Raw genomic sequence first — 20496 nt, 5'->3', positions numbered from 1 at the left:
GCCGGATCGTGCACGACACTAGGCTGGGCCGTCATGACCGTCCTGCGCTCCGCCGCCCTGTTCGCCCTCGCCGCGCTCGCCGAGATCGGCGGCTGCTGGCTGATCTGGCAGAGCGTGCGCGAGTCCCGGCCCTGGTGGCTGGCCGGGGTGGGCGTGGTGGTGCTCGGCGGCTACGGCTTCGTCGCCGCGCTGCAGCCGGACGGCCACTTCGGCCGGGTGCTGGCCGCGTACGGCGGGGTGTTCGTGGCCGGCTCGCTGCTCTGGGGCGTCCTGGTCGACGGCTTCCGGCCCACCCGGTACGACGTCGTCGGGGCGCTGATCTGCCTGGCCGGGGTCGCCGTGATCATGTACGGCCCGCGCCGCTGAACGGGACGGGCCCCGGCGTCGGGTTCCCGCCCGCCGCCGGGGCCCGGTGAACCGGTCGGGGCCCGGAACCCGCCCGGGCCCGGACGGAGCCGCTCCGGGGCTACCAGCCCCAGCCGCCGCCCTCGCCGTCGTCGTCGGTCCGGCCGTCCCAGCCCTCGCCGACCTTGCGCAGGATCGTGTAGTGGTCGATCCGGGTGCCGTCCTCGGCCAGCGCGGTGACCGTCATCGAGGACTTCTGTCCCAGGTGCGCCGGGGTGACGTCGACCTTGATGAAGGAGTAGCCGGTGTAGCGGACCCGGGACCACTCGATGGTCTCGGGCACCTTCACGCCGCCCTTGCCGAAGTAGTACGTCTGCACCGCGTCGACACGCTTCTCGTGGCCCTCGTAGGTGTCCGGCACGTCGAACTTGTACAGGCTGCGGCCGGCCGCGCCCGCCGTCACGTACACCACGCCGTCGGTGGCCGGCTCGATGGTGGCGCCGCTCGGCACCTGCTTCGAGACCTTGTTGCCCAGGATCGCGTCGGTGCGCTCGTAGATGTGGTTGTGGCCGTTGATGACCAGGTCCACCCGGTACTTCTCGAACAGCGGCACCCAGGCCTCGCGGACCCCGCCCTCGGAGGCGTGCGCGACCGTGGTGGAGAAGGCGCAGTGGTGGAAGAAGACCACGATGAAGTCGATGGTCTCGTCGTTGCGCAGGTCCTTCAGGGTCCGCTGCAGCCACCTGGTCTGCTTGCCCGCCGAGACGCCCAGGTTGGCCGGGATCTCGTAGGAGACGTCGTTGGCGTCCAGCGAGACGACGCCGACGTTCTTGTAGCGGAAGGAGTAGACGCCGGGGACGGTGCGCGGGTCCGGGCCGTTGTCCGGCAGGAAGAACCGGGTGTTGTCGCCGCCGTAGCCGTTGTGCGAGTACCACGCCTCCATGTCGTGGTTGCCGTAGGAGACCATCCACGGCACCTTCGACGCGACCGTCTCGGTCTGGGCGAGGAAGGCGTCCCAGGTCCTGGCGTCGTAGCGCGACTTGTCGGAGTCCTGGCCGGAGCCGGCCGCGTCCGCGTAGCAGATGTCACCGGCGTGCAGGTGGAAGGCCGGGTTCTGGGCCAGGATGACGTGGTCGTTGCCGGCCGCGTGCGAGCTGACGCCCTGGTCGCCGAAGGCGGTGAAGGTGAACGGCTCGTACGCCTTGCCCCAGCGGCGGTCGCGCGAGGGCGCGGTGCGGAAGGTGCTCAGGGTGGAGATCGCCTGCTGGGAGGCCGGGTCGAAGCCCTGGTGGCCGACACCGTAGTAGTACGTGGTGTCGGGCTGGAGGTCCTCCAGCGCCACGTGCAGGTAGTACTGGTCCACCGGCTGGCCGGTCGGGGTCAGCGCGGGGGTGTGCAGGGCGCGCACCTCGGCCTGGACCTTGTGGCCGAGGTCCCACGGGTGCTTGCCGTAGCGCAGGAACGGCTTCTTCACCGGCGCCGGGACCTGCCAGGAGACCCGGAACTGGGTGTCCGGCTCGGGGCCGAAGGCCAGGTGACGGCCGATCGGCGCGACCAGGGCGCCGTCGATGCCGTCGGCCGCCCCGCCCGTCAGCAGCTGCGGGGAGGCAGGCGCGGCGGCCGCGGTGCCGCTGCCCAGCGCACCGCCCACCGCCAGCGCGCCGACGGTGACGGCGCCGGTGCGCAGCATCCGGCGGCGGGAGAAGCGGGACCGCAGGTACTCGTGCTGCTCGGCCATGCTCATGCGGTCGGCGAGCTTCGCGGGCACGCCCATGTTGGGGATATCCATGGGCGGGACTCTTCCAGCGGTGTGTGGACCGCACACGGACACGCGGTGAACGAGCCCCGGCGTGCCGGTCAGTCGAACACCAATGTTCGACCATGCTTCGGCAAAGCCGCCTCGCACCCGGCCGTCCGGGCACGATCATCCCTCCCGCACCCCGCCCTGACCCGACCGCACCTGTCGCCGGGTCAGGACCGCCTCCGGAAGGAACCGGGAAGGCGTCGGCGCCGGGTCAGGAGGACTCGTCCCAGGTGGAGGGGGCGCGGTTGCCGGTGCCGTCGCAGGTGCGGCAGATCTCGTCCCGGTAGGCGTGCTTGGCACCGGTGGCGTCGACCCGGTAGCGGACGTAGACGCCGGTGCCGTCGCAGAGGAAGCAGTTGCCGCCGCCACCCCCGACCTCGGTGGTGCCGGTGCCCTGGCAGGTGCGGCAGTTGAGGCCGGCGGTGCGGCCGGTACCCGCGCAGATGCGGCAGACCGTGGTCACGTCGTGATTCCTCCCGAGCCGGGGCACCCTGGGGCCTCAGGAAATGGTAGTGCCCCGGCCCGGCCCCCGGTCCGGGCCCGCCCGGCGGATCTCGTCGCGGCCCCGGATCAGCCCGGCAGGCCGTCCCGGACCCGGCGGGAGACGCTGATCAGCTGGAGGTCGAGCAGCCCGGGCGGGTCGGCCAGGCCGGGGCCGCCGGCGTGCACCCACTCGGCGATCTCGTCGACCATGTCGTCCGCCAGCACCCAGCCCAGCCAGACCGGGCGGCCGCCCGCGGCCCGCCCCTCGCCGGACGGGCCGACCACCACGACGTTGGACTGCGCGCACACGTCCAGGCACTTGACGGCGCGGACCCTGCCCGCGCTGCCGACGGCCTCGCGCAGCCGCTCGAACTGGCCGGCGTGGTCGACGCCCGGGTGCTTCTCCTCGGTGCCGCAGCAGCAGCCCCGGCAGACGGTGACGGTCACCGGCGCGGCTGCGGCCTTCCCGGCCCGGTCACGGTCTCGACGGCTCATCCTGGCTCAGTTCTCCTCGTGGCTCGGGGCCTCGTGCGGTCCCGGGGCTCGGTGCCGCCCCGGGGCTTCGTGCGCATGAACATACCTTCATGCGTTCATCTCCGCCGGTCCGCCGGCCGGGGCGCTCCCCGTAGGATGCCCCCCATGGGACACGCAGCCGCCGAGAACTCCGTGCCGCGGATGCGACTGGACGCATCCAACGCCGTCAAGGTGGCGAGCACCCTCCAGGCCCTCGCCACCCCCTCCCGCCTGCTGATCCTCGCCCGGCTCCGCGAGGGCCCCCGGGCCGCCACCGAACTCGCCGACGCCGTCGGCATGGAGCAGTCCGCCTGCTCCCACCAGCTCCGCCTGCTCCGCAACCTCGGCCTGGTGGTCGGGGAACGCCGCGGCCGCTCGGTCGTCTACTCCCTCCACGACGACCACGTCGCCGCCCTCCTCGACCAGGCCGTCTACCACGTGGACCACCTCCGCCTCGACCTCACCGACGCCCACTGAGCCCGACGGCGGAGCGTCTCAAGGGATGCGCCACTCCTGGAACTTGTTGCCCGGGGTGCAGGTGGTCATGGTGACCTGCTTGCCCGGGCCGTTGTCGGTCAGGCAGGTCCCGCCCATGTAGTCCCTGAGGAGGGAGGCGCCCGAGGTGCTCGCCGCGACCACCGACCAGTTCTGCATGAAGCTGAACCCCGGCGAGAGCATCACCTTCGCGTTCTGGCCCGTCCAGTCGCTGCTGTCCTGGACGAGGGGCGGGCTGCTCAGGTTGCAGGGGTAGATCTGGTACCAGCCGCCCGGGTCCGGTGCCGAGCGGACCCAGCCGTACGCGGTCGTCCCGCCCATGACGGCCGCCGCGCCCGCCGACGGGCCGTCGGTGGCCAGGCCGAGCTTCTGGCCGTCGGCCACGTTGACGATGGCCCCCCATTTCGCGCCGCCGCACCCGGCCGGCACGGACGGCTGCTCCGGCTTGGCCGTGGTCGGGTTGGGCGCCGGCTGGTTGGGCGCGGGCGTCTGCGGGGCCGGCTGGTTGGGGGCCGGGGCCGGCGGGGCCGGCGGGGCCGGCTGGTTGGGCGCCTGCGCGCCCCCGCCGCTCGCGCCGCCCCCACCGCTGCTGCCGCCGCCGCTCTTCGGCGGGGTGCCGCCGGACCCGCCCGACGACCCGCCGGAGGACCCTCCCGCGGCCCCGCCGCCGCCCGCCGCGGCGCCGCCGCCGGGATTCGGCGCCGGGGCCGGCGGCTGGCCGCCGTTCGGCGCGGGGGCGTCGGGCTGGGCGGCCGGCGGGGTGCCCGGCGGCGTCTCCCCACCCGGCGGCGTGCTCGGGGGCTGGTCCGCCGTCGGCGCACCGGTCGTCGGCGCGTCGGTGATCGCGGAGGCGGAGACCGAGACCGCGGGCTGCGTCCCGGGGGTCTGCGCCTGCGACTGGAACGGGAGCCGGTCGACCAGCAGGACCGTGGCGGCGCTGGTGGTGACGATCACCGGGACGACGACGGGCACCAGGAAGCGGCGCCACGACCGGCCCCTGCCGGAATCGGGGAGCGTCCGGGACCCGACCCGGGCCACCTCGGCCGACGCGCCCGAGGCCGCCGCCCCCGCCGCGGCGATGGCGGGCGGAACCGGCCGCGCCACCGCGGCGACCGGCGCCGACCGGTCGCCGACCGCGGCCCGCGCCGCGGCCGCCATCGCGGCGGCGTCGGCGAACCGGTCCCCGGGCTGCTTGGCCAGGGCCCGGGCGACGAACTCCCGCACCGCCGGCGGGAACTCCTCCGGCAGGTCGGGCGCCGGCTGCTGGACGTGCTTGAGCGCGACCTCGACCACGCTCTCGCCGGTGAACGGCGGTGTGCCGGTCAGCAGTTCGTAGCAGACCACGCCGAGCGAGTAGAGGTCCGAGGCCGGGGCGACGCCGCCGCCCCCGGCCTGCTCGGGGGCCATGTACAGCGCGGTGCCGATCACCACGTTGGTCGCCGTGAGCGTGGTGCTCACGAGCGCCCGCGCGATGCCGAAGTCCGTCACCGTGACCCGGCCGTCGGCCCCGAGCATCAGGTTGGACGGCTTGACGTCCCGGTGCACGATCTCCTGCTGGTGGGCGGCGTGCAGTGCGTCGAGCGCCGTGGCGAGCAGGCTCAGCGCCCGCTCGGGCGGCATCGGCCCGTCCTCGGCGAGGACCTTGTCGAGCGGCCGCCCGTCGACGAGCTCCATCACGATGTACGCGATCCGCTCGCCCTCGGCGCCGCCCTCCGCCGCGCCGCCGCTCTCCCCGTAGTCGTGGACCTCCACGATGCCCGGGTGGCTGATCGCGGCGAGCAGTTGGGCCTCGCGCCGGAAGCGCCGGGCGAACGTGCCCTCCTCCAGCAGCCCCGCGTGCAGCACCTTGACCGCCACCTGCCGCTCCAGCACCCGGTCGTCGGCGCGCCAGACGGCACCCATGCCCCCGCCGCCGATCCACTCGGTCAGCGTGTAGCGACCTCCGAGTACGGCCCCCCGACCAGTCATGCCCTGCCCCTTCGCGAAACCCCGCCCCGACGGGTTGTCAATAACGCGTCATGTCCGGCCATCAGTCTTCCTCACTCGCCGCCCCGTCGGTACCGGTCGGGCCGGACGGCTCCGGCCGCAACGAGCGCCAGATGCTCTCCGGCAGGATCCGGGCGACCTCGGCGAGGTCCAGCTCGTAGGTGTCGGACAGCCAGCGGCGGGCCGCCTCCGCGACCGGCCCCATCACCAGGACCTCGACCAGCGGGCCGGGGACGGGCACGATCTCGCCCCGCTCCATCCGCGGCCGCATCCAGTCGCCGATCACCGCCAGCTTGGCCGCCTTGGCGGCCTTGATCTGCTCGGCCCGCGCGGCCAGGTAGCCGGAGTAGGCCGAGGCGTGCAGGAAGAGCGCGGCGTCCCGGTGCTCCACGGTGAAGCGCAGATAGGCCTGGACGAGCGCCCGCACCCCGGTGCGCGCGGTGCGGCTGCGCCGCAGCGCGACGATCATCTCGTCGAACAGCCGCTCCATGCACCGGATGTAGAGCGCGGCGGCCAGGCCGTCGAAGCTCCCGAAGTGGTGGTAGAGGCTGCCCAGGCTGACCTTGCTCGCCGCGGTGACGGCGCTGACGGTGAACCCCTGCTGGCCCGCCTCCGCGTACACCCGCAGCGCGGCGGTCAGCAGCGACTCCACGGTGGCCTCGCCCCGTTGCTGCTTGGGGGGCATCTGCGCGCCTCCGCTCGACGTCACACCACGGCCTCGGCCGCCAACCCGGCCAGCATAGAGCAGAACTGGAGAACTTCTCTAGAACGAAGCTCTACTTCTGACGGTGCTTCAGCCGACCTCCCGACCGGCCGGCGAACGAGCGGCGGTCCGCTGCGGCCGGGTGACAAGTGGCCGCGCCAATTCCGCTCCGAGGCGTTTCGGAAATACCTTCGATACACGGTGGAGCGTAATTCCGAAATACTTCTGACGGCTTTTCGGAAATTTCCGCGCAATGCATGGACGGATGCGAAACCTGGCAGTAACTTACTTTCGAGTAGTAGCTGTGGCCCGGCTGGCACGACCCCCACCCGTCGTTTCTCTCCCCCAGGAGGAACCCGTGCTCCGCCCTGCCCGGAAACTCCGCAATTCCACCGCGCTCGCCGCGGTCGCCCTCGGCGCGGCCCTCGCCCTGACCTCCACCAGCGCCCAGGCCGCCACGCCCGCGCCGCGCCACTACGTGGCCCTCGGCGACTCGTACGCCGCCGGCGCCGGCGTGCCCGGCCAGTCGGCCGGCCTCTGCCTGCGCTCGGACCGCAACTACGGTCACCTGGTGGCCGCCGCGCTCAAGGCCGGCGCCTACACCGACGTCACCTGCGCCGCGGCCAAGGTCAAGGCGATGACGCAGCCGCAGTACGACGCCTTCATCCGGGTCAACGACCCCCAACTGGACGCCGTCACCGCCGACACCGACCTGGTGACCCTCGGCATCGGCGGCAACGACCTCGGCACGACCGACCTCGGGCTCGGCGACCTGGTCGGCGTCTGCATCGCCGGCGCGCTCGTCAACCCGCTCGGCACGCCCTGCAAGGACTTCTACCACCACGGCTACTGGGACTGGTCCAGCTGGTCCTGGCAGTACGGCAACGACGACCTCGCCGACCGGATCGCCGGTGCCGGGCCGCAGATCGCCGACACGCTGAAGCGCATCCACGCCAAGGCCCCGAACGCCAAGGTGCTGCTGGTCGGTTACCCGTCCGTGCTGCCCGCCGACGGCTCGAAGTGCTTCCTCCGCCAGCCGGTCACCGCGGGCGACGCCGAGTACATGTACGGCGTGCTCGGGCAGCTGAACGCCATGCTGAAGTCCACCGCGGCCGCCAACGGCGCGACCTACGTGGACACCGCCACCCCGACCGCCGGTCACGACGTCTGCTCGGACGACCGCTGGATCGAGGGCGCGCTGCCGGGCTCCCCGGCCGTCCCGTTCCACCCGAACGCCACCGGCGAGAAGGTGATGGCCGACGCGGTGCTCGCCGCGCTGCGCTGAGCGCCGCCGGGCGGGTCCGTCGGGCCGCCACCGGAAAGCCCCGAGGGGGCGGTGACCAGGCCCCGGTCACCGCCCCCTCGGCCGTCCCCCGCGGGACGTCACGGCTTGATGCGGACCACCTGCGGGTCGTGGTCGCTCGCCTGCTTGGCGAACTCGCTGTTGATGTGCACCACGTCGTACTTGGCGTACCCGACCTCGGGGCTGACCAGGACGTGGTCCAGCACCTGCGAGTTGCCCTGGTAGACGTAGGAGTACTGCTCCTTCTCCGGCAGCTCGTTCACCAGGTCGCGCAGCACGCCGTCCTTGGTGAGCGCGGCCAGCGCGGGCGAGAACTGGTAGTCGTTGAAGTCGCCGAGCGAGACCACCTTGGCCTCCTTGTCGGCGCCCAGCAGCTTGGCGACGAAGGCCTGCTCGACGACGGCCTGCTTGGTCCGCTGCACCTCGGAGCTGCGGGCCGGGGCCTGGAACCGGCTGTCGATGCCCTGGTCGCCGCCCTTGCTGTTGAAGTGGTTGGCGATGACGAAGACCTTCTTGCCGCGGAAGGAGAACTGGCCCACCAGCGGCTTGCGGCTGTTGGCCCAGGCCTCGTTCGCCGGGTCGATCCGGCCGGGCGAGGCGGTCAGCGCGGTGGCCGCGCCGGTGCCGGCCACGTCCACCGCGGTGGTGGCGGAGCCACCGGGGATGTCGGTGAAGGAGACCCGCTGCGGGTTGAAGAGGAAGACCTGGCGGATGTTGCCGCCCGGCTCGCCGCCGTCCTTGCCGTTCTCCGGGTCGATCGAGCGCCAGTCGTACGCCGGGCCGCCGGCCGCCTTGATCGCGGCGATGAACTTGGCCACGGTCTGGCTCGCGTCCACCGTGCCGTCGTTCTTGGCGCCGTTGTTGTCCTGGATCTCCTCCAGGGCGACGATGTCGGGCGAGCGCAGGTTGGTGACGACGGCCTGGGCCAGCTCGGCGAACTTGGTGTCCGGGTTGCCCGGGGCGAGGTTCTCCACGTTGTAGGTGGCGATGGTGAGTTCGCGCTCGCCGGCCGGGGCGGTCACCTCGCGCTGCAGGTGGTTGTCCTGGAGCGCGCCGAGGGTGCCGGCCACCAGCGTGTAGCCGCCGAACTGGTTGTAGTCCAGCGGGCCGCTGGTGGTGCCGGTGAGCACGTCGCCGACGTTGGCGACCGGGAACGGCTGCTGCGCGACCGACGCCTGCTGCTGCACCATCAGCCGGCCGACGTTGGGCTCGGCGTAGGACTCGTAGAGCGCGCCGCCGCGCTTGCTCTTCTGGTCCTGCTTGTCGGCGGCGACCCAGAGCTCGTTGTACTTGTCGGTCGCCTGGATCACCCGGACGTCCTTGACCTCGACGAGCATGCCCTCGAGCGACTCGTAGAAGTCCAGGGTGTACTTCTCCGGGTTCAGCGCCAGGCCCTCGATGGTGGCGGCGCCGGCCGGGGTCTGCGGAGCGTAGGTGCCGGGGATGTCGCGGGTGTCCACGACGACCGGCGCGGGCAGCGGGTTGCCGGAGGAGAGCACCGTCACGGCCGGGGCGCTGATCTCGGTGAGGGACTGCGAGCCGCCGCTGAAGTTCGGGTAGTACTCCGTCACCTTGCCGCTGACGAGCACCGAGTCGCCCGCCTTGACGGTCGGCGCGCCGCCGGTGAAGACGAAGACGCCCTCGCTGGTGGCCGGGTCGGCGTCCGGGTTCGGGTCCTGGATCCAGAAGCCCTTGGACCCGTAGCCGCGCACGCCGGTGACGATGCCGGGCACGCCGGTGACGGTCTTGCCGGCCTGCGGGGATATCCGGGTGGTGCCCTGGATGTCGTGCACGCGCAGCGGGCCGGGCTCGGTCGGGCCCGCCGGGGCCGCGTCGGCCGTGGGCGCGGCCACGGCGGCCGGCAGCGGCACGAGCACCAGCGAGGCGGCCAGAGCGGCCGGGACGAGGGTGGCGCGGAGCAGGGCGCGGCGGGAGCGGGGTGCGGGGGACGTGGTCACCGGGGCGGGACTCCTTGGTCTGCCGTGGCGCGCGGCGGCACGGCAACGGGGCGGCACGTTCTCCCCGGCGGGCGTGGGGCCGGCCGGGGGGCGTGAGGGTGGGTTGGGCTCAGCAGGCGTGCCAGGCCGGCGCAGGACCGGAGCTACCCGCGTAGAAGACAGCACGGGAGCCGGGAACCGCCCCCCGCAGCGCTCAAGATACGCGCGTAGAAAATGACGCGACAAGACCCCGGCGGTGAACAATCGGTACGGCCGGACGAGTGACGTCCTGACAAGTCGTCGAAGCTGTGATTCCCGCTACAGCCAGCCGCGCTGAGAGGCCTTCAGGCCGGCCTCGAAGCGGCTCGCCGCCTCCAGCCGGTCCATCAGCGCCGCCATCTGCCGGCGGACCGTCCGGACCGAGACGCCGAGCCGCTTGGCCGCCGCGTCGTCGGTGAGCCCGGTGGAGAGCAGCCGGAGCAGTTCGCGCTCGCCGGCGCTCAGGCCCGTCCCGGTGTCCTCCGGCCGGTCGGCGCCGAGCGGGACGGCCGTCTCCCAGGTCTGCTCGAACAGCGCGACCAGCGAGGCGACGATCCCCGGCTCCTCGGTGCAGAGCGCACCGGCCCGGGTGTTCTCCGGGTCGATCGGCACCACGGCGGTGGTCCGGTCGAAGACCAGCATCCTGGGCGGCAGCACCGGCGCGGTCCGCACCCGGCCGCCGAGGCCGGTCATCCACTGCACGTACCCGAAGGTCTCCGGGTCGTTGCGGACGCTGTCCTGGTAGAGGGTCCGCAGGGTCACCCCGCGCACCAGCGCGTCCTCGTCCAGCGGGCGGGAGGCGGCCAGGCTGGCGGCGGACTGCGCACCGCCGGGCATCACGGCCAGGCACTCGCCGGTCAGCCGGGCGGTCAGCACCTCCAGCTTCGCCTGGATCGCGTCCAGCCCGACCAGCCGCTCGCCGCCGTCCACCAGGGTGCTCGCGCGCAGCGTCGCGTACTCGGCGACGGCCCGCGCCACGGCGGCCTTGGAGACGGCCAACTCCTGCTGGCGCCGGACGAGTTCCTCCTCCTGACGGCGCAGCAACAGTTCCAGGCCGCGTTCCGGGCTGACCGGCCAGAGCGCGCCGGGCCGCTCGCGGGAGGCGCGCAGCAGGGTGAGGTCGGCGAGCCGGTCGAGGGCCTCCCGGACGGTGGGTTCGGGGAGGCCGAGGCGCGCGCAGAGTTCCGCCACGCCGCCCTCGGGGTCGGTCAGCATCTCCCGGTAGACGGCCTCGGCGGTGGCGTCCAGGCCCAGCAGTTCCAGCACTTCACCGACCCCTGAGTCATCGAGCTGTCGTCACGCGAACCGTCATCGCGCCAACCGTCGTCCGAGCCGTCGTCGTCCGAGCCGTCGTCGCGCGGATGGTCGTTGCGCGTCGCGCGGGGTGCGAGGGGGTTGTCCGATCGGCCCGCCGGGTCCGATCCTGCCGCCGTGGCGTCGGCGCCACAAGGGCATGATCCGGTCAAGCGGGCCGGCCCCGGCGGTCGGGCGTACGGGAGGGGCGTACGGGCGGAACGGGACGGCGCGTACGGGGCGGCGCGCACGGGACTGGGGTTGCAGGATGCTGCCTGTCCTGATGCTGCCCCCGTCCGGCCCTCCCGCGTCCGGCCCGGTGCCGGGAGAATCCCCCGTACGCGCACCCCCGCTCCCGCGCCCGCCCGCAGGCCGCCCCACCGCCGTCGCACCTGTCGTTCCCTCCGCCCTGGACCCGAACCGCCCTGCACAGAACAGGACCCGCCGTGCCCAAGACCGTCCGGCTGCTCGCCGCCACCGCTCTCGCGCTCGCCCTCGCCACCGCCGCCGCGCCCGCCGCGACGGCCGCCGCCACGGACCGGGCCGCCACCACCGGCTCCGGCGCCACCGACCCCGGCGGCATCGGCTGGGACACGCCGACCACCGGGACCGTCCAGTCCTCCGGCCCCATCGGCTGGGACGGCCCGGGCATCGGCTGGGACTGACCACGCGGTGTTCGCCGTCCAGCTGACCTTGCTGAACGTCGCCGCCGCGCCCCCGGGCGAATCGGGAGCCGCCGACGTGCAGGCCGCGGTCCGGGCGTGCGCGGGCCCGGGCGACGGCCTGGAGCACGTGCGCGCCTGTGCCGTGCCGGCGGGCGTCGGGCTGGTGCTGTACGTCCGCGCGCCCGACCGGACGGTGGCCGGACTGCGGGCTCAGGCCCTGCTCGACCGCGCCCTGGCGGCCGGCCCGGCGGGGCGCTACGCGCTGGCCATGGTCTGACCGCGACGTGCGTGCGGTTTCGGCCCTTCGCCGGGTTTGCACCGGCTCCGCGCCGGGCCCCGGGCCTGTTCCGCACCCGAAACTTTGGCCGATTCCCGTCGGTGCCGGGTGGTGCCCGCCCCTCGTCGCCCGGCCGGCGATCCGCCGGGGTGCCATCGGTCTTCCGCCCGCCTTCCGCCCGTCTTCCCCCTTCCGCCCGTCTTCGGTCAGCGCCCCGCCGACGCTCCGGGCGCACCGCGCGGTGGACGGGACACAGCGGTGAGGGCCGGCCGACCCGGGGTTCGCTCCCCGGGCCGGCCGGCCCTCACCGCTGCCGTCGCCGCGCCGCTACTCGGACTCGGTGGCCGCGGCGGCCAGGCCGGCCGACCACTTCTCCTCGACCTTGCCGAGCTTCCAGTACGCGATCGCCGCCGCCCAGGTCAGCACGAACAGGCCGACGACGGCGTACCCGACGAAGTTGAGGTCGAGCCCGCCGATCCAGGCGACCGGTCCGCTGGTGACGTCCAGCTTCTCGCCGAGCAGCCCGACCAGCTCGACCGAGCCGATGACCAGCGCCACCAGCACCGACAGGCCGGTGACGGTCAGGTTGTAGTAGATCTTCCGGACCGGCTTGGAGAACGCCCACTCGTAGGCGAAGTTCATGAACGAGCCGTCGATCGTGTCCAGCAGGCTCATGCCCGCCGCGAACAGGACGGGCAGCACCAGCAGCGCGTACCAGGGCAGCTGGAAGGCCGCCGCGCCGCCCGCCAGGACCAGCAGCGACACCTCGGTCGCGGTGTCGAACCCGAGGCCGAACAGCAGGCCGACCGGGTACATGTGCCAGGGCTTGGTGACGGCCCTGGTCACCCGGCCCAGGATGCGGTTCATCAGACCGCGCTTCTCCAGCTGCGCCTCCAGCTCGGCCTCGTCGAACTCGCCCTCGCGCATCTTGCGGAACACCTTGAGGATGCCGTTGAAGGCACCCAGGTTGATCAGGCCGAGCAGGAGCAGGAACGTCCCGGAGACGGTGACGCCGATCAGGCCGGTGGTCTCGTGCAGGGCGGAGTCGTCCGACTCGACCTGCCCGGCGAGCGACCTGACGCCGAGGGCCAGCAGCGCGCAGAGCCCGAAGACGATCGAGGAGTGGCCCAGCGAGAACCAGAAGCCGACCGAGAGCGGCCGCTTGCCCTGGCCCATCAGCTTGCGGGTGGTGTTGTCGATCGCCGCGATGTGGTCCGCGTCGAAGGCGTGCCGCATGCCCAGCGTGTAGGCGGTGAGGCCCATCCCGGCCCCGAACACCTGGCCGCCGACCTCGTAGTGCTCGGGCGCGATGACCGCGAGCAGGGTGAACCAGCCGATCACGTGCAGGGCGAGGACGAAGCCGCCCATGCCGGCCAGGCGAATCCACTCCTCGCGGGTGAGCCGGTCGCGCCAGCGGGGGGCGGTCATCGTGGTCGTCCTTTCGGGCGGCGGTCTGAGCTGGGACATCTTCCACCCTGGCCGGAGCACTTGCAACCCATGTGCAATTACGAGGTGCTCCCGCGTGCACGCCCGGGGCACCTCGGCCGTTGTCATGAACCGTACGTACAGCCGTAACCTCCGAAGCCTTTCACCGCTCGCGCGACGCGCGGATACTCACGTTCTACGCGCGAATACTCGGGCGCCGACACCTCAACTCCCCACGGAGGAACGGCACATGATCCGCATTCGAACGGCCGCCGCCCTGGCCGTCCCGGCCCTGCTCCTGGCCGGCCCCACCGGCCTCACCCCCACCGCCTCGGCCACCCCCACGGCCGCCACCGCCCCGGTCTCCGCCGCTTCCGTCAACGCGGCCGCCCCCGTGAACGCGGCCGTGAGCGCCACCCCGCACCGCGTGCTGTTCGACAACAGCAAGGCCGAGACCGCCGGGAACGCCGACTGGATCATCTCCACCGCCCAGCCCGACCCGCTGGCCCAGAACACCAACCCCACCACCGAGAAGAGCTGGACCGGCGCCCTCTCCGCCTGGGGCGTCGCCCTGCAGCGGACCGGCCAGTACAGCCTGAAGACCCTCCCGGCCGGCTCCACCATCAGCTACGGCACCGGCGCCGCCCTCGACCTCGCCAACTTCGACACCTTCGTCGTCCCGGAGCCGAACGTCCGGTTCAGCTCCGCCGAGAAGGCCGCGATCATCCGCTTCGTGCAGAACGGCGGCGGGCTCTTCCTCATCTCCGACCACACCCAGAGCGACCGCAACAACGACGGCTGGGACTCCCCCGCGATCATCAACGACCTGCTCACCAACAACGGGGTGAACAACAACGACCCCTTCGGGTTCTCGGTCGACCTCAAGAACATCTCCACCGACAACCCGCGCGCGGTCAACGACGCCGCCGACCCGGTGCTGCACGGCCCCTTCGGCACCGTCACCGGCTCGATCCTGCGGAACGGCACCACCTTCACCCTCAAGCCCGCCGACAACCCGTCCGTGAAGGGCCTCGTCTACCGCACCGGCTACAGCGGCAGCACCGGCGCCTTCTTCGTCACCAGCGGCTACGGCACCGGCCGGGTCGCCGTCTGGGGCGACAGCTCGCCCGCCGACGACGGCACCGGGCAGTCCGGCAACACCCTCTTCGACGGCTGGGACGACCCGGCGGGCACCAACGCCGCGCTCGCCCTCAACGCCACCGCCTGGCTCAGCAAGGCGTGAGCGCGCGCGGCGCCCGTCCGGCCGGGCCACCCGCTCGGCAGGACAGCACCGGCGGCCTCCCCTAGGGTCGAAATGCTGACGCCTGCGGTGCGGGCGGGCCCGGCTCGCCCGCACCGCGGCTCGCTCAACCGGCACTCCGACCGGGACCGCAGGGAGCCGCCATGTCGTCGCCGTACCCCTACCGCACCACCCGCGAGGACCTGCGCGTCCCGCTGCCCGACGGCACCGAGCTGTACGCCCGCCTCTGGCGCCCCGTGACCGACGAGCCCGTCCCCGCGCTGCTGGAGTACTCCGCCGGCCGGCTCACCGACTGGACCGCCGCCGAGGACGCCCGCCGCCACCCCTGGTACGCCGGGCACGGCTACGCCGCCGTCCGGGTCGACCTGCGCGGCCACGGCAACTCCGGCGGCACCCCCGAGGACACCCCCGACGAGGCCGCCGCGCTGGCGGACGGGGCCGAGGTGCTCGCCTGGCTCGCCGACCGCCCCTGGTGCAACGGCAGGCTCGGCCTGCTCGGCACCGGCCCGGCCGGAGCCACCGCCCTCCGGCTGGCCGCCCGCGCCCCCGGCACCGTCCAGGCCGTGGTCACCGCCTGCCCCGAGGGCGGCCTGCGGCTCGGCCGCGCCGTCCTCGCCGCCGAACTGCACACCCGCGCCACCGCCCGGCTCGCCGACGCGGCCCGCCCGCCGGACCCGCAGTACCTCGGCGACGACTGGCGCACCCGCTGGCAGGAACGCCTGGCCGCCCTGGAACCGCCGTTCCCCGGCTGGCTCGCCGACACCCCGCCCGAGGACCCGCCGGACACCGCCGCCGTCCCCACCCTCGCCGTGGCCGGCTGGGGCGACCCGTCCTGCTCGCTGCTGCTCCGGCTGCTCGGCTCCGGCGCCGTCCCGGTCCGCGCCGTCCTCGGCCCCTGGCCGCACGGCCTGCCCGACGAGATCCTCCCCGAGACGCTCCGCTGGTGGGACCACTGGCTCCGGGACATCGACACCGGCGTCCTCAAGACCCCCGTCCTGCGCAGCTGGATCAGCACCCGCTGGGCCGGCGAGGAGGCCTGGCCCTCCCCCGACGTCCGGGACATCCACTACGGCCTGGACGGCCCGCTGCGCACCGCCGGCACCGCCTCCGACGACCGCTACGTGCAGGTCCGCTCCCCCCAGCACACCGGCCTCAACGCCGGCGCGTACGTCCCGCTCGGCCGCCCCGCCGACCAGCCGCCCGACCAGCGCGAGGAGGACGGGCGCTCGGTCTGCTTCGACTCGCAGCCGCTGCCCGAACCGCTCGAAGTCCTCGGCGCCCCGTCCCTCCGGCTCCGGTTGCGCCCCTCGGCCGCCGCCGGCCTGGTCGTCGCCCGGCTCTGCGACGTCGCCCCCGACGGCACCTCCACCCTGGTCACCCGCGGCGCCCTCGTCGCCCCGGGCTCCGGTGCGGAGGCCGCGGACGCCACCGTCGAGCTGGCCGCCGTCGGCCGCACCGTCCCGCCCGGCCACCGGCTCCGGCTCGCCCTCTCCTCCACCTACTGGCCGTGGCTCTGGCCCGACCCCGACACCACCGGCTTCGCCCTCGACCCCTCCCACAGCACCCTCGCGCTCCCCGTCCGCCACCTCGCGGCCGACTCCGGCGCCGCCCCCATCGCCTTCGCCTCCCCCACCCTGCCGCCGCCGCCCCCCGTGCACGTCACCGAACCGCTCACCGCCCGCCCGGAACGCCTCACCGTCCACGACATCGCCCGCCACGAGTGGCGCACCGAGCTCTCCCCCGCGACCGACGGCACCCGCACCCACCCCGACGGCCTGGTCCGCGACGAGCACACCGTCACCGCCTACCGCGTCCTCACCGGGACGCCCACCAGCGCGCAGGCCCGCACCGACCGCACCGTCCGCCTCGAACGCCCCGGCATCGGCTGGGACGTCACCATCCAGACCCGCACCGAACTCCGCTGCACCCCCACCCACTTCCTCGCCCACACCCGCCTCACCGCCCTCGAAGCCGGCACCCCCGTCTTCACCCGCGACTGGCAACACCAGATCCCCCGGACAGCCAGCTGATCCACCGCGGCGGACATCCGAGCCCCTGCGGAGGTCATGACTGCGGCCCGCGAGGACGGGCCGACCGGGCGGCACCGCCTCCCGGTCACTGATCGCCGCCCGGCACCGTCCTCGCCAGCTGGAAGGCGGGGCCCCGGCGAGTGGCCTGCCAGCCGTCGGCGAGTGCGGCCCGGATCGCCGTCGCGACCACGGACGGGACGACCGGAAAGGCCGAGGTCGCCGCGAGGAGGACGGAGCCGGGGCCGTCCGCCGGTTCGACGGCGATGTCGTAGCGGCCCGCGGCGCAGCCCGGGCAGCAGGCGGCGCCGCCCCGGACGCGCCAGCGGTAGCGCGTGCCGTCGACCGTGATCAGGCGGGCACCGGTTCTCGTCAGGGCCACTGCTCGCCCTCCGCCGCCAGGGCCAGGGCCTCGCCGAGGTTGTGCTCGGCGATGGCCAGCATCGCCGCGCGGTGCGGGAAGTCGCCGTCGAGCAGGCGCAGGGGGCCGGCGACGAGGGAGAGGCGCATGGCGAGGGTGTGGAGGGCGAGGCGTTCCCGGTCGAGGGCCTCGGAGTTCTCGGTGCGCAGGAGGGGGTAGTGGGAGCCGAGGCGGATCCGGAGGAAGGCGTGCTCCCATTCCGGGTCGAAGTGCATCAGGCCCTCGATGTCGATCAGCACCGGTTCGCCGGCCGCGTCCACCAGGACGTGGTCGGGACCGAGTTCGCCGTGCACCAGGCCGTAGCGGGTGCGCGGCCGGACCGCCGCGTACCGCGCGTGCAGCAGGTCCGTGAGGCGTTCGCGGGCGGCGGCGATCCGGGTGTCGCGGGCGGCGGCCTCGGCGAGGTCGGCGAGGGCCCGGTCACGGATCAGCTGTTCGCACGAACGGCCTCGTGACGTACCGCCGTTGTCGAGCAGGGCGAGCTTCCCGTAGGACGGCGCGTCGCCGTGCCGCCGCAGCGTGTCGAGGGTCGCGGCGAGCCGGGCGAGGACGGGCCGGGCCGTGTCCGGGTCGCGGTCGAGCAGCGCTTCGAGGTTCTCCCCGGGGACGTCCTCGACGACGGCGACGTCCGCCGGCAGGTGCCGCCCGCTCCGGTCGAGCAGGTGGACGCGGGGGGTCCGCACGCCGAGGGCGGTCAGCCGCCGGTGCGCCGCCTCGAACAGGCCGGCCCCGGAGGCGTGCGCCAGCGGGTCGCTGTCGTCGCGCTCGGCCGGGGCACCGGGCCAGTAGTCCTCGCCCGCGCTCCAGACGTAGGCGATCGCCGTCCCGCCGCCGTCGAACGCGAGCCGGTAGACGCCCTTCTTGCTCCCGCCGCGCAGCCGTTCGACGGCGTCCAGCCGCCGCCCGCCGCCGAAGGCCGCCCGCGCGACGCCCGCCAGCCGTTCCCGTGTCACCCGTCCCCCTGTCACACCTCCCAGCATAGGAGGGCAAAGCTATTCTTATAGCTTTGCCTATGCCCCTTAGGCATGTTTATATGTGGCCATGAAGACCCTGGGCCTGATCGGCGGCATGAGCTGGGAGTCCACCGCCGAGTACTACCGCACCGTCAACCGACTCACCCGCGAGCGGCTCGGCGGCCTGCACTCCGCCCGACTGGTGCTCCACTCCGTCGACTTCGCCACCGTCGAGCGGTTCCAGGCCGAGGGCCGCTGGGACGAGGCCGGCGCGGTCCTCGCCGACGCGGCCCGCTCGCTGGAGGCGGCCGGCGCCGAGCTGCTCCTGCTCTGCACCAACACCATGCACAAGGTGGCCGACCGGATCGAGGCAGCCGTCTCCGTCCCGCTGCTGCACCTCGCCGACGCCACCGCCGACGCCGTCCGCGCCGCCGGGCTGCGCACGGTCGGGCTGCTCGGCACGGCGTTCACGATGGAACAGGACTTCTACCGCGGCCGGTTGGCCGCCAACGGGCTCACCGTCCTCGTCCCCGACGCGGACGGCCGCGCCGAGGTGCACCGGGTGATCTACGAGGAGCTCTGCCGGGGCGTCGTCCGCGCGGAGTCGCGGGCGGCGTACCGGCGGGTGATCGGGCAGCTGGTCGCCGCCGGGGCCGAGGGCGTGATCCTCGGGTGCACCGAGATCGAGCTGCTCGTCGGCGACGCGGACAGCCCGGTCCCGCTCTTCCCGACCGCTCGCCTGCACGCCGAGGCCGCCGTCGCGGCGGCACTCGCGGACGGCGGGTAGCCCCCGACCGGGTCCGGGGCCGCGCGCCGCCGTCCCCGGTGCGGCGGGCCCCAGGTGGGCGTCGCCGCCGGTCCGCAGGAACGCGTCACAGGTGCCGCCCCCGCGAGGCCGAGAAGGCCGGGAAGTCCGGCGGCGCCGCCCCCGGGGGATCGCGCTCGATCCTCGGTCCATGTCCTTCCCACGCCGTCGGCCTCCCCTCATGCGGCTGCCCCCGGCCGACGACCCTGACGATGCGTAGACTCACCGGGTGATCGACGACCCTCTGCGGCTCACCGTCCTGGGCAGCGCCACGCCCTACCCGGCCGTGGACAACCCGTGCTCGGGCTACCTCCTCACCGGCGGCGGTGCCCGGATCTGGGTCGATGCCGGAACCGGGACGCTGGCGCAGCTGCAACGGCACGTCGGGCCGGGTGAGTTGGACGCGATCTGGATCTCGCACCTGCACGCCGACCACACCGCCGACCTGCTGACCGCCTACTACGGCCTGCGCTACGCGGACATCCGGCTCGAAGCGCCGATCCCGCTGTACGGGCCGCCGGGGACCGCCGACCGGCTGGCGCACTTCCTCACCAACGGGCCCGACCGCAGCCCGGTCGAGTCCGTCTTCGCCGTCGAGGAGCTGCACGACGGGCACGTGGCCGGGGTCGGCGGGCTGACGCTCACCGCCCGCGCGGTGGCGCACGGCATTCCGGCCTTCGCGCTGCGGGTGGCGGACGCGGCCGGGCGGTCGCTCGTCTACTCCGGGGACACCGCGCCCTGCGCCGCCCTCACCGACCTCGCGTCCGGCTGCGACGTGCTGCTCTGCGAGGCGGACTGCGCCGAGCCGGAGCGGGACCGGGTGCACCACACCCCCGAGGACGCCGGCGACACCGCCCGCGCCGCCGGGGCGGCCCGCCTGGTCGTCACCCACCTCGGGCGGGCGCTCACCCCGGCGTCGGCGGTGGCGCGGGCGGCGGAACGGTTCGGCGGCCCGGTGGCGTACGCCGCGCCGGGTGCCGTCTTCCAGGTCGGTGCGGCGTGAAACTCCCGGAGCTCGTCCACGACGCCCAGCCGGAGCTGACCGCGCTCTGGGAGCGGCGCCGGCCCGCCGCGCCGCCGATCGGGCACCTGGTCAGCGACCCGTACGCGGAGGTGTGGGTGCGCTTCCACAGCCTCCCGGAGTCCAAGCGGTACCCCGACGGCGAGGACGAGTACGCCATCGTCCTGGAGCGCTACAACACCGTGCTGGACGAGCTCTTCGCCGGCCGCGAGATCCACGTCGTCACCTCGCGGTGGACGAGCACGCCCGGCCTCCCGCGGCGCCGCCCCCGCGCGGCGCACTGGCAGACGCTGCTGACCCGGGACGACCCGAACCCGAAGTTCCGCATCCACCAGCACCTCTTCGTCGACCGCCGCCCGTGGCACCCCGGCTCGCTGGACCGCCTGCTGCGCGCGGTCGCGGACGACGCCGTCGCGGACGTCATCATCGCCGACACCCGGTTCGACCGCGTCCACCACCCCTACGACGGCGGCGCCGACGTCCTGCTGACCACCCCGGAGGAGCGCGACCGCCTCCGCGACCGCCACGCCGACTGGCTGTCCCGCCACCCGCAGGGGCTCTGAGCGCCCGCGCCGCTCGCCGGAGCACTGGAGCACTGGAGCACTGGAGTGCCGGAGTGGGGGGGGGGCCCGGGCGGCGTACCCCACCCGCGGGGGCGGGCCCCCCCGCCCGCGGGGGGGGGGGGGGGGTGGTGGTTTTGAAGAAAAGGGGGGGGAGGCGGAGGGCCCCGAACCCCCCAA

Annotated in this window: 20 protein-coding genes; 10 read left to right on the top strand and 10 right to left on the bottom strand. The window is 74.1% G+C overall.

Translation table 11 applies throughout. The features are described 5' to 3' along the window. Positions 1-33 precede the first annotated feature (33 nt). A complete protein-coding gene (locus ACFVHB_RS16345) occupies positions 34-366 on the top strand; it encodes a YnfA family protein (protein ID WP_380321530.1) in 333 nt (110 codons plus the stop codon). 100 nt (positions 367-466) lie between these two features. On the opposite strand, the gene ACFVHB_RS16340 is transcribed toward ACFVHB_RS16345, so the two are convergent. The 3 genes from ACFVHB_RS16340 to ACFVHB_RS16330 all read right to left on the bottom strand — a co-directional run bounded on the left by ACFVHB_RS16340 (position 467) and on the right by ACFVHB_RS16330 (position 3127). Further along, the gene (locus tag ACFVHB_RS16340) at positions 467-2134 is read right to left on the bottom strand and encodes a fibronectin type III domain-containing protein (RefSeq protein ID WP_380321527.1); all 1668 of its coding nucleotides are present in this window, start codon (positions 2132-2134) and stop codon (positions 467-469) included. Between the two features lie 226 nt (positions 2135-2360). Then, positions 2361-2612: a hypothetical protein gene (locus tag ACFVHB_RS16335; protein WP_380321524.1), complete on the bottom strand. Its 252-nt coding sequence runs from the start codon at positions 2610-2612 to the stop codon at positions 2361-2363. A gap of 107 nt (positions 2613-2719) precedes the next feature. Further along, entirely contained in the window at positions 2720-3127 is a 408-nt protein-coding gene (locus ACFVHB_RS16330) for a (2Fe-2S) ferredoxin domain-containing protein (RefSeq protein WP_380321522.1), read from the bottom strand. A gap of 144 nt (positions 3128-3271) precedes the next feature. On the opposite strand from ACFVHB_RS16330, the gene ACFVHB_RS16325 reads away from it, so the two are divergent. Further along, positions 3272-3622 (top strand): ArsR/SmtB family transcription factor, encoded by a 351-nt coding sequence (locus tag ACFVHB_RS16325; protein WP_380321520.1) that lies wholly within the window; start codon positions 3272-3274, stop codon positions 3620-3622. 18 nt (positions 3623-3640) lie between these two features. On the opposite strand, the gene ACFVHB_RS16320 is transcribed toward ACFVHB_RS16325, so the two are convergent. Together ACFVHB_RS16320 and ACFVHB_RS16315 are read right to left on the bottom strand one after the other, a co-directional pair. Beyond that, on the bottom strand, positions 3641-5608 hold the full coding sequence (locus tag ACFVHB_RS16320; protein WP_380321517.1) for a protein kinase: 1968 nt from the start codon (positions 5606-5608) through the stop codon (positions 3641-3643). Between the two features lie 61 nt (positions 5609-5669). Continuing rightward, positions 5670-6311, bottom strand: a complete 642-nt coding sequence (locus ACFVHB_RS16315; protein WP_380321514.1) for a TetR/AcrR family transcriptional regulator — start codon at positions 6309-6311, stop codon at positions 5670-5672. Positions 6312-6687: 376 nt separating this feature from the next. Between ACFVHB_RS16315 and ACFVHB_RS16310 the strand changes: the two genes are divergently transcribed. Further along, positions 6688-7614: an SGNH/GDSL hydrolase family protein gene (locus ACFVHB_RS16310; RefSeq protein WP_380321511.1), complete on the top strand. Its 927-nt coding sequence runs from the start codon at positions 6688-6690 to the stop codon at positions 7612-7614. A 98-nt stretch (positions 7615-7712) separates the two neighbouring features. Here the strand turns inward: ACFVHB_RS16310 and ACFVHB_RS16305 are convergent, their stop codons facing one another. Together ACFVHB_RS16305 and ACFVHB_RS16300 are read right to left on the bottom strand one after the other, a co-directional pair. Continuing rightward, positions 7713-9590 (bottom strand): endonuclease/exonuclease/phosphatase family protein, encoded by a 1878-nt coding sequence (locus ACFVHB_RS16305; protein ID WP_380321508.1) that lies wholly within the window; start codon positions 9588-9590, stop codon positions 7713-7715. Positions 9591-9887: 297 nt separating this feature from the next. After that, positions 9888-10874, bottom strand: a complete 987-nt coding sequence (locus tag ACFVHB_RS16300) for a LuxR C-terminal-related transcriptional regulator (RefSeq protein ID WP_380321505.1) — start codon at positions 10872-10874, stop codon at positions 9888-9890. A gap of 473 nt (positions 10875-11347) precedes the next feature. Between ACFVHB_RS16300 and ACFVHB_RS16295 the strand changes: the two genes are divergently transcribed. Together ACFVHB_RS16295 and ACFVHB_RS16290 are read left to right on the top strand one after the other, a co-directional pair. Further along, a complete protein-coding gene (locus tag ACFVHB_RS16295; RefSeq protein WP_380321502.1) occupies positions 11348-11566 on the top strand; it encodes a hypothetical protein in 219 nt (72 codons plus the stop codon). A 7-nt stretch (positions 11567-11573) separates the two neighbouring features. Beyond that, positions 11574-11843: a hypothetical protein gene (locus ACFVHB_RS16290; protein WP_380321499.1), complete on the top strand. Its 270-nt coding sequence runs from the start codon at positions 11574-11576 to the stop codon at positions 11841-11843. A gap of 327 nt (positions 11844-12170) precedes the next feature. Here the strand turns inward: ACFVHB_RS16290 and ACFVHB_RS16285 are convergent, their stop codons facing one another. After that, positions 12171-13271: a HoxN/HupN/NixA family nickel/cobalt transporter gene (locus tag ACFVHB_RS16285; RefSeq protein ID WP_380321496.1), complete on the bottom strand. Its 1101-nt coding sequence runs from the start codon at positions 13269-13271 to the stop codon at positions 12171-12173. A 247-nt stretch (positions 13272-13518) separates the two neighbouring features. Here ACFVHB_RS16285 and ACFVHB_RS16280 point away from each other — a divergent pair, with 247 nt between their 5' ends. Together ACFVHB_RS16280 and ACFVHB_RS16275 are read left to right on the top strand one after the other, a co-directional pair. Beyond that, positions 13519-14511: a hydrolase gene (locus tag ACFVHB_RS16280; protein WP_380321493.1), complete on the top strand. Its 993-nt coding sequence runs from the start codon at positions 13519-13521 to the stop codon at positions 14509-14511. Between the two features lie 161 nt (positions 14512-14672). After that, positions 14673-16559 carry a CocE/NonD family hydrolase gene (locus ACFVHB_RS16275; RefSeq protein WP_380321490.1) on the top strand — a complete coding sequence of 629 codons (1887 nt, stop codon included), beginning with the start codon at positions 14673-14675 and terminating at the stop codon, positions 16557-16559. Between the two features lie 85 nt (positions 16560-16644). On the opposite strand, the gene ACFVHB_RS16270 is transcribed toward ACFVHB_RS16275, so the two are convergent. Both ACFVHB_RS16270 and ACFVHB_RS16265 read right to left on the bottom strand, forming a co-directional pair. Then, entirely contained in the window at positions 16645-16938 is a 294-nt protein-coding gene (locus ACFVHB_RS16270) for a hypothetical protein (RefSeq protein ID WP_380321487.1), read from the bottom strand. Then, complete coding sequence (locus tag ACFVHB_RS16265) at positions 16929-17930, bottom strand: phosphotransferase family protein (RefSeq protein WP_380321484.1); 1002 nt, start codon at positions 17928-17930, stop codon at positions 16929-16931. Before ACFVHB_RS16265 ends, ACFVHB_RS16270 begins: the two co-directional genes overlap by 10 nt. 88 nt (positions 17931-18018) lie before the next feature. Here ACFVHB_RS16265 and ACFVHB_RS16260 point away from each other — a divergent pair, with 88 nt between their 5' ends. The 3 genes from ACFVHB_RS16260 to ACFVHB_RS16250 all read left to right on the top strand — a co-directional run bounded on the left by ACFVHB_RS16260 (position 18019) and on the right by ACFVHB_RS16250 (position 20319). After that, positions 18019-18717 (top strand): aspartate/glutamate racemase family protein, encoded by a 699-nt coding sequence (locus ACFVHB_RS16260; protein WP_380321481.1) that lies wholly within the window; start codon positions 18019-18021, stop codon positions 18715-18717. Positions 18718-18967: 250 nt separating this feature from the next. Continuing rightward, on the top strand, positions 18968-19738 hold the full coding sequence (locus tag ACFVHB_RS16255; protein ID WP_380321575.1) for an MBL fold metallo-hydrolase: 771 nt from the start codon (positions 18968-18970) through the stop codon (positions 19736-19738). Then, positions 19735-20319 carry a hypothetical protein gene (locus ACFVHB_RS16250; protein WP_380321478.1) on the top strand — a complete coding sequence of 195 codons (585 nt, stop codon included), beginning with the start codon at positions 19735-19737 and terminating at the stop codon, positions 20317-20319. The genes ACFVHB_RS16255 and ACFVHB_RS16250 overlap by 4 nt, the downstream gene beginning before the upstream one ends. Positions 20320-20496: the final 177 nt, after the last annotated feature.

Source organism: Kitasatospora sp. NPDC127111 (genome assembly GCF_042677465.1).
Taxonomy (GTDB): domain Bacteria; phylum Actinomycetota; class Actinomycetes; order Streptomycetales; family Streptomycetaceae; genus Kitasatospora.
The sequence above is the reverse complement of the archived record's forward strand: the minus strand, read 5'-3'. Positions and strand labels throughout refer to the sequence as shown.

Excerpts from the sequence above, each read along its gene's own strand:
- ACFVHB_RS16345 (WP_380321530.1), top strand. The coding sequence starts at position 34 with ATGACCGTCCTGCGCTCCGCCGCCCTGTTCGCCCTCGCCGCGCTCGCC.
- ACFVHB_RS16340 (WP_380321527.1), bottom strand. The coding sequence starts at position 2,134 with ATGGATATCCCCAACATGGGCGTGCCCGCGAAGCTCGCCGACCGCATG.
- ACFVHB_RS16330 (WP_380321522.1), bottom strand. The coding sequence starts at position 3,127 with ATGAGCCGTCGAGACCGTGACCGGGCCGGGAAGGCCGCAGCCGCGCCG.
- ACFVHB_RS16325 (WP_380321520.1), top strand. The coding sequence starts at position 3,272 with ATGGGACACGCAGCCGCCGAGAACTCCGTGCCGCGGATGCGACTGGAC.
- ACFVHB_RS16320 (WP_380321517.1), bottom strand. The coding sequence starts at position 5,608 with ATGACTGGTCGGGGGGCCGTACTCGGAGGTCGCTACACGCTGACCGAG.
- ACFVHB_RS16315 (WP_380321514.1), bottom strand. The coding sequence starts at position 6,311 with ATGCCCCCCAAGCAGCAACGGGGCGAGGCCACCGTGGAGTCGCTGCTG.
- ACFVHB_RS16285 (WP_380321496.1), bottom strand. The coding sequence starts at position 13,271 with ATGACCGCCCCCCGCTGGCGCGACCGGCTCACCCGCGAGGAGTGGATT.
- ACFVHB_RS16280 (WP_380321493.1), top strand. The coding sequence starts at position 13,519 with ATGATCCGCATTCGAACGGCCGCCGCCCTGGCCGTCCCGGCCCTGCTC.
- ACFVHB_RS16275 (WP_380321490.1), top strand. The coding sequence starts at position 14,673 with ATGTCGTCGCCGTACCCCTACCGCACCACCCGCGAGGACCTGCGCGTC.
- ACFVHB_RS16260 (WP_380321481.1), top strand. The coding sequence starts at position 18,019 with ATGAAGACCCTGGGCCTGATCGGCGGCATGAGCTGGGAGTCCACCGCC.